Here is a 14,928-nt window from a genome sequence, read left to right as displayed (position 1 = left end):
GCGTCCCAATGAGCAATCTGTACAGCCTGCCCATAAGGACGCCCTTGTTGTCGTGTTTTTTCACTACTGCATATTCGTTTGCCGCTTGCGATACATGTTCGGTGACATGCCTTGTGTCTTTTTGAACACTTTACTGAAGTATTTCTCATCCTGGTACCCTACCATTTCGGCTACTTGGGCAATACGAAGGTGAGGGTTGAGCAGAAGGCGAAGCGCCTTGTTCATACGAATATTCGTCATGTAATCGGACAGGTTGATGCCAAACTGCTGCTTGAATTTGCGGGAAATGTATTCGCGGCTGACATAAAAGCGCTGAGCGATATCCTGCAGCGATACCTCCTCATGATAGTGCTGCTCCACATACTTGGCGATATCATAGATGATATGCTGTGCTTCCTTCTTCTGCTGCAGCAGGAGGCAAGCCAACTGCTTCATCGCTGACAGCCACGATTGCTCCCAGTCCTGCCATGCGAAATGATCCAAGCATTCTGGGCAATGATATGGAATAAACAACTGGTCTTGTGAGTCAACCAGCAGTTTATCGGCTGCGTCAGCATCGGGAGCAGCGGCTTGAGTCATACGTACACGCAGGGCTTCCCATTCCTTTATCCAGCCGACGAGCATATCGGGTGTCAACTGAGGCAGCAATTTCTGCGCCTGAATGAAGGCGTGGACAGCCTGCCGCAGCTGCTCTTCATGCCCGCTTAACAGGGCGAGCCTCCACTCTTCCTCGAAGGAGGCGAGTCGTATCTGCTTGCCTGTTCCTCCATGTAAGGTAGGAGGGGCATTTCGAGTCAACTCCTCCGCACCAGCGCTATTCTGTACAGTATGGATATGAACTCCGTGTATGAGCAGATTGCGCTGCATCAGCGCGCTCTTGGCCTCAGAATACCCGTCTGTTATCCCTAAGGGCAGGGAGAACGTTTTCGATATCCCGAAGTGCAGTCGATGCTTGTAGGTCTGTTCCAATCCTGCATTCAATTGCTCCAAGAACGATTCCAGTCGTTGCGGGGAGTCCCACATAATGATGATAAGCTCATCGGAAGCGGCTCCATAGCGGAAGGCGGTTCCGCTTGCAGAAGCATACTGCCGCGGTTCATTCGATGCGCAGGCGTGACCGTTCAGCAGCTCATCGGCGATGTTGACGAGCGAATAGAATAGAAGCTGTCTGTTGTCGCCGAACCTTCCGCGCAGGCTGGCATGTGTCGCGTTGATCCGCGCAACTGCAAGCCGAGCGCTCGTAATGGCGGCAGGCAGGTGGAGCTCTTGCTGCAGCCTACGTACATTTCCCTCATATACACAAGGATCGTCCAGCAACCCAGACCACAGCTTCTCAGCCAGCATAGGCTTGAATTCATTGGCTTGCATACGCTGCCGCTGGCTTGACTGGCGGTTCTCCTCCTCGCGCTTCCATGCGATTACCGCTTTATGGATGGCAGCATTCACTGTATCTGGGTCGATCGGCTTCAATATATAGTCCATGCCGCCATGCTGCATTGCATGGCGAACGAGTGCGAAATCATCATGTCCGCTGATGGCAATGATTTTGCTCGAAGGAGCATGACGGCTCATCCACTCCATAAGAGCTGTTCCGCTCATGGCGGGCATCATCATATCGGTCATGACTACTTGGGGCTTGTGCTGCTTAATCAATTGGACTGCCTGCTCGCCGTCTGCAGCTTCCATAATCGTATCTATTCCATGCGTATCCCAAGCGACAAGCAACCGGATTGCATCCCGCACATGCTTCTCATCATCTACGATCAGTGCCTTCATGTTCATTCTCACGCTCCAATCCCATCTCTATGACAATGCGAGTACCATGAGGTACCTGTTCCTCCACCTTCATTGTTGAACGGCCATCCGTGAATAGCTGTAGTCTGGCAAGCACATTGACGAGTCCAATACTGGACGAGGAGCCAGCAGCGTTGTCCGATACGAACTCATCTCGTGATATGGCATGGCTTGTCCGTGTACCCAACAGCTCGGGATGCACCTCTTGAAGCTTTTCGTTCAGCTCGATCCGGCGCATCAAGGTCATGCCTCGCCCGTTATCTTCTACCACAAGCTGCAAATATTGAACCTCTGCTTCGTCTTGCTGTTGTTCCGTTCGCTGCATGCAACTGCAACGGATCGTAAGCTGTCCGCTCGGTACAGAACGGTCTATTCCATGCTTGAAATAATTCTCTACGAGAGGCTGAAGCGTCATCTTCGGCAGATGAATGTCCAGTGTTCGCTCGTCAATGTCGAATACAGCTTGGAACGTATTTTCAAATCGCTGTGCCTGCAACTGCAGATAGGCTTTCACATGATCAATCTCTTCTTGGACAGTTGCCGTACTCTGATCCGTGTACATGCTGTAGCGCATCATTTTGCCCAGTGCGGTAACAAGTTTATAAATATGTGGCGCATTATGCTGCAGCGCCTGTGTGCCAATCGATTGCAGCGCATTATTCATGAAATGCGGGTTAATCTGCGCTTGCAGCGCCTTAAGCTGGTTCGACTTGTTCGCGAGCTCAAGCTGATATTCCCGCAAAATAAGGTTGTTAATCATGTCCATCATATTGCGGAACCGCTTTAAGACGACGCCAATCTCATCATTGCTGACGGGTTGAATATCTACACGCAAGTTCCCGGTCTGTACTTGGTTAATGTAGCGAACGAGCTGACGTACCGGCCTCGTAATGCGGAAAGATACGATAATCGTGGCAATGATAATGACGATAAGGGACAAGGCAATGAGCATTATATTAATGATTGCCGCTTGGTTCGCCCCCTGAAGCAAATACGACTTCGGTATCTTTTTCACGATCGTCCAATTTGTCAGCGGTGTTGAGACGCGCTCATGAATGAAGATGGCCCCATCCTGCTCGAAATGGCCGCTTTCCTGTTTGTTGAATTGATCTCGATCATACCAGCTGTCCTGCAGCTGTTGTCCAATGAGCTGCCGGTCGTCCGCATAAAACACGTGCTCCAAATCATCAAGCAAATAGATGCTTTCCTGCTCCTTGACGTACAACTGATCCACAATTTGAGCAAGTGAATCAAGTTTCACATCAACGGACAGCATTCCTAAGCGTTCATTGGAAGGAATGCGGTAGATCGGCCGATGCAAGGTGAACACCTGGACACTCGGGAAGAAGAACGGTGATGAAGAAAATCCATACGTATGGCTCAAATGCGTAGGCTGCATCTGAATGCCGTCCTTCGTATAGCGGGCTGTATCCTCATGTACCTTTGCATCGTAAATGCGCCGCGGAATGCTTTGAATGACCAGCGATGCTCGCTTCGTTTCGGTACGGTAGAAGTATACCTGCCAGATACCATTCATAGATGATGCGATATTTTGCAGGGTGATATAGGTGTAGGAATCAAACGTATAGTCGTCATATCCTCTGTCCAGTTGGCGATAAAATTCAAAATCGGTATAAATGGTCAAGGAGGCGCGGTTCAAATTATCAATGAAATTGGCTAAGTTCGTTTTCCCTTGGAACATGAGCTGATGGTTCTGTTCAATGGCGCGCTTCTTCAGTGAATCGGTCGTGTAGCTGTACGAAATGATCATTGTAGCGACAGTCGGGACTATGGTCGCAATGAGCATAAATAAGATAAGTTTGGTGCGAATACTGTTCCATTTCATACAATCGCCTCCTCAGATCCACAGTGTAACGCTTACATAAGGAGAGGGTCAATATATTCCACCTTTTCGTTCAAGACCATCTGTGGTAACCGTTTACATTCGCGTGCATACTGAAAGCAACAAGATTTCATAATCTCTATAACTTCTGTTGAAAAGGAGAGATTCGGATGTCGCGCAAACGAGCATCTCAAGCCCTGCAGCAAGTCTTCTTCATCGGACCTGCGGCATTCTTTTTCACCCTTATTATCATCATTCCATTCCTGCTCGGCATGTTCTACTCATTCACGGATTGGAATGGAGTTTCCGGAACTGTGAAATGGGTAGGGCTCGATAATTTCATTCAAATATTTGCGAAGGACTCAGATTTCTTCCCGGCCTTCTGGTTTACAACACGCTTTACAATCGTCGGCATTGTATTGACGAACCTGTTCGGCTTTGGTCTTGCTTATATTTTGACAAGACAACTGAAGCTGCGCAATATGCTGCGAACCGTATTCTTTATGCCGAATGTAATCGGGGGATTGCTGCTCGGATTCATCTGGCAGTTTATTTTCATTAAGGGATTTGCAGCAGTAGGAGATTTGACGGGAATTGAATTTTTCAACCTGCCTTGGCTTGGTGACGAGACAACAGCATTCTGGGGCATTATTATCGTATTTGTCTGGCAAACTGCCGGATACTTGATGGTTATCTATATTGCAGCGATGATGAATGTGCCCCAAGACGTGCTGGAAGCCGCAGAAATAGATGGGGCAACCCGTGGACAAGTGCTGCGCAACATTATTGTGCCGCTGATTATGCCGGCTGTAACGGTATGTTTATTTTTAGCTATCTCCTGGTCATTCAAGATGTTCGATTTGAACCTGTCCTTGACGAAGGGCGGTCCGTTCAAATCAACCGAATCGGTTGCCCTTAATATTTACTTGGAGGCATTCCAGAATAATCGATACGGTCTCGGTACAGCCAAGGCGCTCGTATTCTTCTTGATTGTCTCCGCCATTACGCTCATCCAAGTGCGCATCACGAAGAGCAAGGAGGTTGAAATGTAATGGGAGCGACTAAATCATATCATGTTCGAACATTGATATTAGAATTTGTGATGGTCATTGTAGGTCTTATCTTTCTTGTCCCGTTCTACTTTTTGCTAGTGAATTCTGTGAAGTCCTTCGGGGATTTGCTGTCTAACGCGGCAAGCTGGCCCGCATCGTTCGAATGGGTGAACTATCAGAAAGCGTGGGAAATAACGAAATTCCCACAGGCGTTTACCAATTCACTGCTCATTACAGTGGTGAGTGTTCTGCTGGTGGGGTTGACCAGCGCGATGGCGGCATATCGGATGGTGCGTCATAATACGCGGTTCAATCGGACCTTGTTCATGCTGTTCGTGGCGGCGATGGTCATCCCATTCCAATCTATTATGATCCCGCTTGTTAAGGTTACAGGCACATTGAATTTGATGGACAGTATGACGGGACTGGTTATATGTTACTTAGGTTTTGGAGCTCCGCTGTCGGTCTTTTTGTTCCATGGATTTATGAAATCAGTTCCGCTTGAAATTGAGGAAGCGGCGGTCGTTGACGGCTGTACGCCCTACGGCGTGTTCTGGAAGGTCGTATTCCCGCTGCTGAAGCCGATGTTCGTAACGGTGGCGATTTTGAACAGTTTATGGATATGGAATGACTATTTGCTTCCTTCGCTGATGTTGCAAAGTGCAAGTCTGCGGACGATTCCGTTGGCGACCTATGCCTTCTTTGGCCAGTTCACAAAACAATGGGACTTGGCGCTTCCTGCGCTAGTGCTCGGCATTACGCCAATCATCATCTTCTTTCTTTCTATGCAGAAATATATTATCGAAGGAATCACAGCAGGCTCGGTAAAGGGATAATCGAATCAAATAGAACTGATCAACGAATTCCACCTGATTGGTCAATACTCTCTCTGTAACCGCTTGCAAGAAAGGGGTTATAATCGAGGTGCAAACAGCAATATGGTGGATGAATGGCTAGTTCCACTAGGTAGCAGTGAGTCAGTTCCATCGTATGATTTGCGAAAAATGTGGAAATGGTACACGAAGAAGATAGGATCAGGGATCGAACAGTAATGAAGAGCGTACACAGACAAAGGGAGGTCTTTGCAATGAAGCGAGTCGCGAAATGGTCTTTGTTAATGCTGTTGGCGGTATCTGTTATGCTGGCGGGCTGTGGTTCAAAGAGCAATGAAGGTGCATCTGGCTCCGGTAACGATAAAGGAACCGGCAGTCAAGAAGTAAAGACCGTTAAAATTTTTCAGTTCAAAGTCGAAATTGCTGAAGCGCTAAACCGATTGAAGGGCGAGTTCGAGAAGACTTATCCGAATATTAAGCTGGATATCCAGACAGTCGGCGGCGGTGCTGATTATGGCGCTGCATTGAAGGCGAAGTTCGCTGGCAACGATGCGCCGGACATTTTCAATAATGGCGGCTATCAAGAAATGATCACATGGGCGGATCATTTGGAAGACTTGTCTGGCGAGCCATGGGTGAAGGATGTAATCCCTCTTGCCAAGGAGCCAATGACGAAGGATGGCAAGCTGTACGGCATGCCGATGAACTTGGAAGGCTATGGCTTCATTTACAATAAGGATTTGTTTCAGAAGGCAGGCATTACCGAAATACCAAAAACGCTGACCCAGCTTGAGGATGCAGCGAAGAAGCTTCAGGCAGCAGGCATTACTCCATTCGCTGACGGTTATCAGGAATGGTGGATCCTCGGTATTCACAACTTGAACGTGGCGTTTGCACAGCAAGCGGATCCAAATGCATTCATTAAGGCACTCACTGATGGCAGCGCGAAGTTCCAAGGAAATTCGGAATTCGAGAAATGGGTGAAGATGCTCGATCTGACGGTGAAATACGGCAATAAGAACCCACTGACAACGGACTATAATACTCAAGTAACGCTGTTTGCCAAGGGCGAGGCTGCTATGATGCAACAAGGCAACTGGACACAGGTGCAAATTGACAGTATTGATCCGAAATTGAATCTTGGCGTGCTTCCGATGCCAATAGATGATGATGCGGTGAAAAATGATAAGCTTCTCGTTGGCGTGCCGAACAACTGGGTTGTGAACAAGAACTCCAAGGTGAAGGAAGAAGCGAAGACATTCCTGAACTGGATGGTATCCTCCGATATCGGCAAGGAATACATTGCGAAGCAGTTCAAGTTCATCCCGGCGATGACAACGATTCAAGCGACAGCGGAAGATCTTGGCGACATTGCTGCAGAAGTAGTGAAGTACAGCCAAGACAATAAAGTGCTAAGCTGGAACTGGTTCAAGTACCCAGATGGCGCAACGCAAGAATTCGGCAATGCGATTCAAGCCTACATTGCTGGCAAGTCGGATAAGGATAAAATGTTCGCTGACTTCCAGAAGGCATGGGATAATTTGAAAAAGTAAGTTGCATGGGCGGTCTCTACGAAGGTAGAGGCCGCTTTGTTGTTGTTTTAGGAACCAGCTTTGCGGAGAATATCTATAAGGACTTTTACATCATTGGAATTGCAGTATAGCTCATTGTACCTCGCAATGATTATAAATTATAGCACTGGGGATAATCGCTTATGAATATTTATCCGCTCGAGCCACTTATTGATGCCTTCCGTTTATATGCTGCTCAATATTTATGGGAGCTGGAGGAGTGGTTCGCTTATCTAGCAATGGGGCTGTTGGACGGTGGAGTTAAGTTTTTGAATTTGTCACATATACATAGAATTGAGCAATTTATCATAATACGTTCTTGGTGGGATACGGTGGATGGGCTGGCGACCTGTACAGTAGGAGGGCTGATGAAGCGATACCCTGAGGCTTGGGAGGAATATGCGAATCGGTGGATCCATGCGGATCAGATGTGGCTGAACCGTACGGGGATTCTTTGAATTTTGAAGACATATCTTACACCCATAGCATCCTTCTTATAAAAAAGTATTGACGAGTTCCGTCCCCATTTTTATAATACCAATAAAACAGGTTGGAATTATGAGAATAAAATAGACGAAGGGGTTGTCATGATGAAAGAACAGAACTGGATCACTCTGCAGGACTGGAATGTCTATGCGAGCTGGGGGGCTGCACTGCTGCTTGTGATCTTGCTATGGTGGTTGGCGAAGAAGAAGGTTGGTTTCGGACTTCGCGTACTACTCGCTATGGCGCTTGGTTTAACTCTTGGTGCCGTATTTGGCAAGGCTGCTGCAGATGTCAGTATTCTCGGATCGATCTATGTCAGCTTGATTAAGATGGTTGTCATGCCGCTCGTCTTTGCAGCAATTATATCGAGTATTACTTCCGTGAAGGATCCAAATGTTTTGAAGAAGCTTGGAACGAAGACGATCGCGCTGTTCTTGATTACGACTGCGATTGCGGCTGTTATCGGCCTGGGAACTGCTGTGGTCATTGATCCTGGCTCCGGTATCGCCCAGAGCTCAGAAGCGGCGCAGGGCTTCGAGCAGCGTGAAATTCCAACCTTCAAGCAAGTGCTGCTTGATCTTGTGCCTTCTAATCCGATCAATGAGATGGCACAGGGCAAGGTTGTGCCGGTGATTATATTTGCAGCTTTTATTGCAGTGGCGATTACACTGGAGGGATTGCGCAATCCAGAGAAGGTGCAGCCGATTCGCGCCTTCTTCCAGTCCTTCTCTCATGTGATGTTCCGTGTAACGAAGCTGGTTATTAAGTTAACGCCGTACGGTGTGTTTGGATTAATGACGTCGATGGCAGCCAAGTACGGGCTGTCTACACTGAAGGAGCTTGCTTGGTTCATTATTGCCGTCTATGTAGCGTGCTTGATTCATATGATTGTAACCTTTGGCTCGCTTGTCGCCTTCGGTGCGCGTGTGAATCCGATTCGTTTCTTCAAGAAGGCATATCCAACGATTGCGGTTGCCTTTACGACACGAAGCAGCTATGCAACACTGCCCGTGAATTTGGAAGTGATCACGAAGCGGATGAAGGTATCGGATCGAATTGCAAGCTTTGTTGCCCCGCTGGGCGCAACGATTAATATGAATGGATGCGGCGGAATTTATCCAGCGATTGTCGCTGTCTTCATTGCAAGAGTGTATGGCATTGATCTCAATATTGCTGATTATTTGCTCATCGTTGGAGCGGCAACACTAGCATCTGTTGGTGTGGCGGGTGTTCCAGGGCCGGCGTCCATTTCAACGACAGTCGTCCTCGTTCAGGCAGGTTTGCCTATCGAAGGATTTGGACTTGTTCTTGGGATCGATGCAATCGTGGATATGGCGCGTACAGCAGTCAATGCCACAGGAACGACTGTTGCCTCCCTGCTTATCGGTAAAAGTGAAGGCGAGTTCGATCGAGAAGCCTTCAATCGGGATGAAGATGCTGATATTGAAGTAGGGCAAGAAGTGAAGCATAAGTCCAGTACCGTAACCGTATAGGAATTAAGGATTCGGGCGTCAGCAAGCATACAGCTAGCAGGCGCCCGTTGCCTATCGTGGGTTAGACGGGGGTTGCTCTGGTACGGTCTCTACTATTCGCAATAGGCAATCTATTGCGATATAATAGACTCTCAATCTACTAGTCATAGATTGGGAGAGGGGAAATACCAATGAGTCAACACAACATGGCTGCAAAGTGTCTCGTATTTGCACTTGGGACAGCGATTCTGCTCAGTGGATGCCAGAGCGCAGACCCGAAGAGCGGAGACGAGACAGCAGTAACATCTGGACAAGAACAAGTCGACCCGGCATTAACATCGCCGCCGGATAATAATAAGCAGGGAGAAGCAAATGGTGAGGGCCAAGGTGAAGCAGGCTCTGCCAGCACAGATGACGCAGCATCAGTTGCAGCCAAGCTGAAATCGGAATATGGACTTAGTTCTACGATTGAACAGCAGGGCGACAAGGCTGTTGTTACCAATCCAGAGTCTATTCTGGTTGTAGTCAATAAGGAGCGCTACTTGCCTGATGGCTATGAGCCGCCGGATCTTGTAGAGCCGAATGTGAAGTTCTCCTTCGAGGAAGCGCATGAGAAGCGTCATTTGCGCAAGGAGGCAGCAGAGGCGCTTGAGGAGATGTTTAAGCAGGCCAAGGATGAAGGCATTACACTGCATGCGGTATCGGGCTATCGTTCCTTCAAGCGTCAGCAATCCTTGTTCAATCACTATGTGGATACGCAAGGCAAGGAATATGCCGCTCGCGTGAGTGCAGTTCCTGGAACGAGTGAGCATCAGACGGGACTTACGATGGACTTGTCGAGTCCAAGTGTAGGCGATGTACTGGAAGAGGTATTTGGTGATTCGAAAGAAGGCAAGTGGGTAGCTGAGCACGCTCATGAATCCGGATTTATTATTCGATATCCGAAGGATGGAGAGAGCATTACCGGTTATGTGTACGAGCCATGGCATGTCCGCTATGTCGGCAAAGAAGCAGCCAAAGCCATCTATGACGGCAAGCTAACGTTGGAGCAACTATTGCAATAATTTAAAATCATAACCATTTTATAAAGAGAGGCGGAGCTTGATTCAAGCTCCGCCTCTTTTTGCGATCCATCTGTCAACGATTGGCTTACTACGAGGAAGCGTTCGATTGCTCGTCGCGCTTCTCAGCGGCAAACCCTTCGATGCTGTGGCGACGGCGTTCATTCTTGGCTTGCAAAGCATGACGCTCTGTCGCGCTAATCTCTTCAGCATGCTCTGTCAAATACTGCTCGGTTTTATGCAGCTTGCTTGATGTGTTGTCAATGGCATTCTGCAGACGAGCTGCATTGTTAGAGCGATCATCGGGCTTGGCCATGTTCGTGGTCCTCCTTCGTCATGACAGTTATCGTATGGACGCCGATGAATATGGCAGGCCACGTTCTCCGGCGTCATCGTTACGATGCGCAAATAGAGCCGGTTTTATCCAAGCTCCATTTTGACCTACAGTGAACTGACATGATGAGCCGCTGAGAGTTTACTATTGGGCATCCTCCCAAGGCAAGCCCCGCTGAATCGTGTTCGCCCAATCCTCATGATTGTACGATAATATTTCTTTGCGCAGCTCCAGCATTTTTCGATCCAGCTCATCGACTGCTCTTGCAGCTTCGGTTAACTCTTCCGTTACATGAGCCGGAACCTGCTGTTCGAATTTGTAGTAAATAATGTGTTCAAGACTTGCCCAGAAGTCCATGGCGAGCGTACGAAGCTGAATTTCAACGTAGATCCAGCGTGTATCCTCGAATAATACAAGCGGCACTTGAACGATGACATGGAGACTCTGGTATCCGTTGCTCTTCGGATTTTTAATATAATCCTTAATCTCCACGATGCGAATATCGTCACGCGTCTTCAGATGCTCGAGAATGAGATAAATATCCTTAACGAAGGCACAGACGATACGCATGCCTGCTACGTCATATATTTTATCCACGATGGAGTCCAATGTAAGCGGGTATCCTTTGCGCTGCAGCTTGCTGAAGATGCTGTTCGGCTCCTTCAGACGTGTCTTAATATGTTCGATTGGCGGATAGCCATTGCGTATTTTCCATTCGGCTTGAATAACCTTAATCTTGGTCTCCAATTCTTCCAATGCGAGCTGATATAAGGTAGGCAGCTGCTTTACCTGTTCATATTGCTTCATAATCATATCGGTTTTGGACATGAAATATCCCCTCAATATAGCACGGTATCGTAATCTGCTATTCGTAGATTTTTTTAATGCAATTCATAATTAAAAACATTTCAACTGATCTTATTGTACCGGAAAAAGGGGGATGATTTCAAAACACACCCTATGGTATTTGTACCGAACTTTATATTTTCCAAGCGTCGCGCAGCAACTGGCTCACTTCGGCTTTCTGTCCGTGAATAAGTGCTGGAGAACTGATATACAACTGCTCACGCGCTCTTGTCACGGCAACATAAGCAAGTCTGCGCTCCTCTTCCAGCAATGCATCATTCATTTTGAGGTCATATGCCTGTTGAGGGGGAGAGGAATGTGCATCTTCCGTATTTGCACCTGTTCGCAGTGCAGCCGCACGATCTGGCGGAGCTCCCTTGCGAAGGGCAGTGCGATGAGGGAGGATTCCGTCGGCTGCACCGATTAGAAAAACTTCAGGAAATTCCAGACCCTTAGCGCGATGGATCGTCATGCAGGTGACAGAATCATCCACATCGTTCTCTTCTGCTTGCCGTATAGCGGCTGGTGACCGCCTTCCTGTTTGTCTCGCCGGATGCGCGGAAGCCAAGTCTGTGCCATTTTGGTGCTGTGCTGCATATTCAGGATGCATGGCAACATATTTTTCCTTCAATTCGTCAATATGTTTTAGGAACACCTCGACAGTATCGAAGCGCTTCGCTGACGATTCCAGCTCCTCGAGTGTATCCGCAGCCCCTTCCTGATGGGCGGTTGCACGATCACCAGAGGCGGCTGCCGTGAACTTGTCATAAAATTCACGCCTCATCTCCCGAATGGCGAGGTAAGGCTTCATGGCAGCCAGCTTCTTGATCAGCTTAATGCGCGGCTTTATTGCCTCGCGTTGGAAGGAGGGCAGCTTGTCCCAGCTTTGCAAATGAATAAGCGGGTATTTCTTAGCCTTGCTGCGCTCTGCCTCCAGCAGGTAGCGCAAACCCGTCTCCCGCGGGATATATAATGCTGCCACAGCACTGCCCAGCGCATCGAACTCTCGTGGCGCAAGAGACAGACGAAGATGATCGATGAGCGGCCGAACAAGATTATGGTCATAGAAAAACGGCTCTGCACCGAACTGACGAAACGGAATACCGCTCATGGTGAAGTATTCAACTAATGCGCGGCTCGTATTTGCAGTGCGGTACAATATGGCGAAGTCGCGCCATGAATGTGTACCGGAGCTCACGGCTGCATGAATACGATCTGCAATGACCTGTGCTTCTTCTTCCGCGTCACGAGGGCGAAGATACTGCGGTACGCTCGGTGTATTAACAGTTCTCGATATGTTTTGTGCCTCAGACGGGGTTCGCATCCGCTTTGGCAGCCGCTCCTCGTTATGGGAAATAACCGCATTGCCGAGTCCGACGATGGCGGGGGTGGAACGGAAATTGAAATCGAGCGTAATCTGTTTAGCTGTAGGGTATTGCGTTTTGAATTCAGTAATGTAGCGATGACATGCTCCATTGAAAGTAAATATGGTCTGGTCATCATCCCCGAATACGGCTAAATTATGGTGCTTATCGGTAATCTGTTGAAGTAATTCATATTGAACTGGCGTCGTATCTTGGAATTCATCAACCAGGACATATTGGAAACGGCGGCGAAGACGCTCGAGCAAATTGGAGTCCTCCTCCAGCAGTTGCAGCAGATCGATAAGCAGATCATCGAAGTCCTTGCAGCCCTGCTGGACTTTCTGTTCCTCGAAGCGAAGCAAGGCACGTCTCATATCCAATTCACTTGCATTCGTGGTTCTCCAGTCAGCAGGCATAAGTCGGCGCGACTTGAGCGAGGACAATGCGGCCAGTGCCGTTTCGGCTTGCAGGGTGTCGTGCAGTCCCAATTCTCTTAGTACGCGCTTCATCATACCGTGGCGTCTGCGTTCCTCAGCCAGCAGTTGGAAAGGAGGCGCATACGCTTGCAGCAGCCTCAGGGCAAACGAATGAAAGGTGCGCGCTTGCACCCGGCGCGCCATGTCGCGTGTCACGCCTGGCAGATTGGCAAGCCGTATACGCATCTCCTGCGCGGCCTTATTGGTAAAGGTGACCAGCCACAAAGACTCCGGCGACACGCCGCCAACGGTCATTAAGTAGGCCGCTCGCGCGGTCAGCACGGATGTTTTGCCTGATCCGGCTCCTGCCAAGCACAGAAGTGGGCCATCGATGTGGCATACTGCATCCTTTTGTGCGTTGTGCAGCCGTATGCCTTGGCGCTCCAGCGCTGCAAAGAAGTCTGCTGATGCAGTTGAGTCATAATCGCCACCGGAACGATGGTGAGAATGATTGTGATTAGAGCCTACGAACGGATCTGCCGAATCTGCTGTGGGAACAGGCTGCTCCCTCTTTATACCTAATGGGCGGGAACGCCACTGGGCTTTGACCGCTTCTGATGAAGAAGGAGTGGTCATGATGGTGTATCTCCTTTATGATAGAAATAAGCGATAATTGCTATTATACATGTTCCTGCACGGAAGCGGACAGGAATACATGTTTTGCCTGAGCCATGCATACGTTGTTGTTGAAGGCATCCTTCATGACAAGCATATAAAGAACAGGGCATATGGCTATCGAGAGACGTTTCACTATCGCTTAGTCTGTGTTAATAAGTGTAACAGAGAAGTTCTGCCCTACTGGCAGTTGAAAGGAGACTTGGGAATGAACCGCTTTATACAAAAAATAAAAGATAGTGCTTCCAAGGCATCGGAAAAAGCGCATAACCTAATGGAAATGAACCGGGTTCAAGCCCAAATTGCCGCAAAGCGCAAGGAATGGAAGCAAAATGTCTATGATATTGGCGAACTCGTATATGATGCTTATAAAAAGAACGACTTAACACTGGCTGAGGAAGGCTTGAAGGAAATTGCCAAGCTGAATATGCTCGTTGAAGAGGATATAAAGATGCTCGATTGGAAGGTAAGCGAGCTTCGCAGGCAGAAACGCTGCGAATGTGGCGAGATTGCTCCATTCACGGCTAATTATTGTTCAGTATGTGGACGCAAGCTGCCAGAACCGCCGCAAATTGAGGAAGAAGAGATTGATGAACTTGGGATGGCCTTCCTGCAGGCGAAGCGGGAAGAGCAGGAGGAGGCGGCAGCTGCGAAGGAGCAGTTACGTTATACGGTTCATCCCACTTTCGAACATGACTATGAATATGATGAGGAAGAAGAGATCGTATTGAAGTCGACTGCTGAAGCCTCTAAGAATAGCACGGCTTCCGAACAAAGCGAAAATAAGCAAGGCGGGACAGTCAATCTGGATCGAGAGGACTTAAATGTAACGGTCGGCGGACGCAGAATTACGATTATGAAAGAAGAAGAGTTGTCCCAGCGCCGCTGCTCGAACTGCAACAGTGTGGCAGATGACGAAGCAAAATGGTGTGAACGATGTGGGACGCCATTCGTATAAGAACGAACAGACGTACATGCTCGAAGTGATTGGCGGCAGCCTGTTGACAGGCAGCAGCTCACGGACAAGAAGTGTCGGGTTGTGTATCGTAGAGCTATAAAAGAGGCCTGTCCGTAATGGAATACGGCGGCCTCTTTTGTTTGTATCGCAGATTCGTTAAGAGGTTCTTTTCTTCGTGATATGGCCTTGAACTACAGGAGAAGAAGACACCTAGAGCAGGAGG

The 14,928-nt window shown here is 48.5% G+C and carries 12 protein-coding genes; 7 read left to right on the top strand and 5 right to left on the bottom strand.

Annotation, left to right across the window (positions count from 1 at the left end):
• Window positions 1–63: 63 nt before the first annotated feature.
• Together ACQ5BJ_RS15635 and ACQ5BJ_RS15630 are read right to left on the bottom strand one after the other, a co-directional pair.
• The gene (locus tag ACQ5BJ_RS15635; RefSeq protein ID WP_430113407.1) at window positions 64–1,782 is read right to left on the bottom strand and encodes a response regulator; all 1,719 of its coding nucleotides are present in this window, start codon (window positions 1,780–1,782) and stop codon (window positions 64–66) included.
• Window positions 1,754–3,640, bottom strand: coding sequence for a cache domain-containing sensor histidine kinase (locus ACQ5BJ_RS15630; RefSeq protein ID WP_430111393.1), 1,887 nt, complete (start codon window positions 3,638–3,640; stop codon window positions 1,754–1,756). Before ACQ5BJ_RS15630 ends, ACQ5BJ_RS15635 begins: the two co-directional genes overlap by 29 nt.
• Before the next feature lie 167 nt (window positions 3,641–3,807).
• Here ACQ5BJ_RS15630 and ACQ5BJ_RS15625 point away from each other — a divergent pair, with 167 nt between their 5' ends.
• The 6 genes from ACQ5BJ_RS15625 to ACQ5BJ_RS15600 all read left to right on the top strand — a co-directional run bounded on the left by ACQ5BJ_RS15625 (window position 3,808) and on the right by ACQ5BJ_RS15600 (window position 10,115).
• A complete protein-coding gene (locus tag ACQ5BJ_RS15625; protein WP_005543499.1) occupies window positions 3,808–4,689 on the top strand; it encodes a carbohydrate ABC transporter permease in 882 nt (293 codons plus the stop codon).
• Window positions 4,689–5,525, top strand: coding sequence for a carbohydrate ABC transporter permease (locus ACQ5BJ_RS15620; RefSeq protein WP_430111390.1), 837 nt, complete (start codon window positions 4,689–4,691; stop codon window positions 5,523–5,525). The genes ACQ5BJ_RS15625 and ACQ5BJ_RS15620 overlap by 1 nt, the downstream gene beginning before the upstream one ends.
• A 251-nt stretch (window positions 5,526–5,776) precedes the next feature.
• Complete coding sequence (locus tag ACQ5BJ_RS15615) at window positions 5,777–7,075, top strand: ABC transporter substrate-binding protein (protein WP_268620886.1); 1,299 nt, start codon at window positions 5,777–5,779, stop codon at window positions 7,073–7,075.
• Between the two features lie 161 nt (window positions 7,076–7,236).
• Window positions 7,237–7,551 (top strand): DNA alkylation repair protein, encoded by a 315-nt coding sequence (locus ACQ5BJ_RS15610; protein ID WP_430111387.1) that lies wholly within the window; start codon window positions 7,237–7,239, stop codon window positions 7,549–7,551.
• A 132-nt stretch (window positions 7,552–7,683) separates the two neighbouring features.
• The gene (locus tag ACQ5BJ_RS15605; RefSeq protein ID WP_197267493.1) at window positions 7,684–9,072 is read left to right on the top strand and encodes a dicarboxylate/amino acid:cation symporter; all 1,389 of its coding nucleotides are present in this window, start codon (window positions 7,684–7,686) and stop codon (window positions 9,070–9,072) included.
• Between the two features lie 170 nt (window positions 9,073–9,242).
• The gene (locus ACQ5BJ_RS15600) at window positions 9,243–10,115 is read left to right on the top strand and encodes a M15 family metallopeptidase (RefSeq protein ID WP_171417050.1); all 873 of its coding nucleotides are present in this window, start codon (window positions 9,243–9,245) and stop codon (window positions 10,113–10,115) included.
• Window positions 10,116–10,203: 88 nt separating this feature from the next.
• Here the strand turns inward: ACQ5BJ_RS15600 and tlp are convergent, their stop codons facing one another.
• From tlp to ACQ5BJ_RS15585, 3 genes are all read right to left on the bottom strand, one after another.
• Complete coding sequence (gene tlp / locus ACQ5BJ_RS15595; RefSeq protein ID WP_163974592.1) at window positions 10,204–10,428, bottom strand: small acid-soluble spore protein Tlp; 225 nt, start codon at window positions 10,426–10,428, stop codon at window positions 10,204–10,206.
• Window positions 10,429–10,590: 162 nt separating this feature from the next.
• Window positions 10,591–11,274, bottom strand: coding sequence for a GTP pyrophosphokinase (locus ACQ5BJ_RS15590; RefSeq protein ID WP_005543484.1), 684 nt, complete (start codon window positions 11,272–11,274; stop codon window positions 10,591–10,593).
• A gap of 151 nt (window positions 11,275–11,425) precedes the next feature.
• Complete coding sequence (locus ACQ5BJ_RS15585; protein WP_005543478.1) at window positions 11,426–13,708, bottom strand: ATP-dependent helicase; 2,283 nt, start codon at window positions 13,706–13,708, stop codon at window positions 11,426–11,428.
• 247 nt (window positions 13,709–13,955) lie between these two features.
• Between ACQ5BJ_RS15585 and ACQ5BJ_RS15580 the strand changes: the two genes are divergently transcribed.
• Window positions 13,956–14,705, top strand: a complete 750-nt coding sequence (locus ACQ5BJ_RS15580) for a zinc ribbon domain-containing protein (RefSeq protein ID WP_040734904.1) — start codon at window positions 13,956–13,958, stop codon at window positions 14,703–14,705.
• Window positions 14,706–14,928: the final 223 nt, after the last annotated feature.

This window comes from Paenibacillus sp. B1-35, assembly GCF_050474385.1.
Lineage (GTDB): Bacteria > Bacillota > Bacilli > Paenibacillales > Paenibacillaceae > Paenibacillus_B > Paenibacillus_B alvei.
The sequence above is the reverse complement of the archived record's forward strand: the minus strand, read 5'-3'. Positions and strand labels throughout refer to the sequence as shown.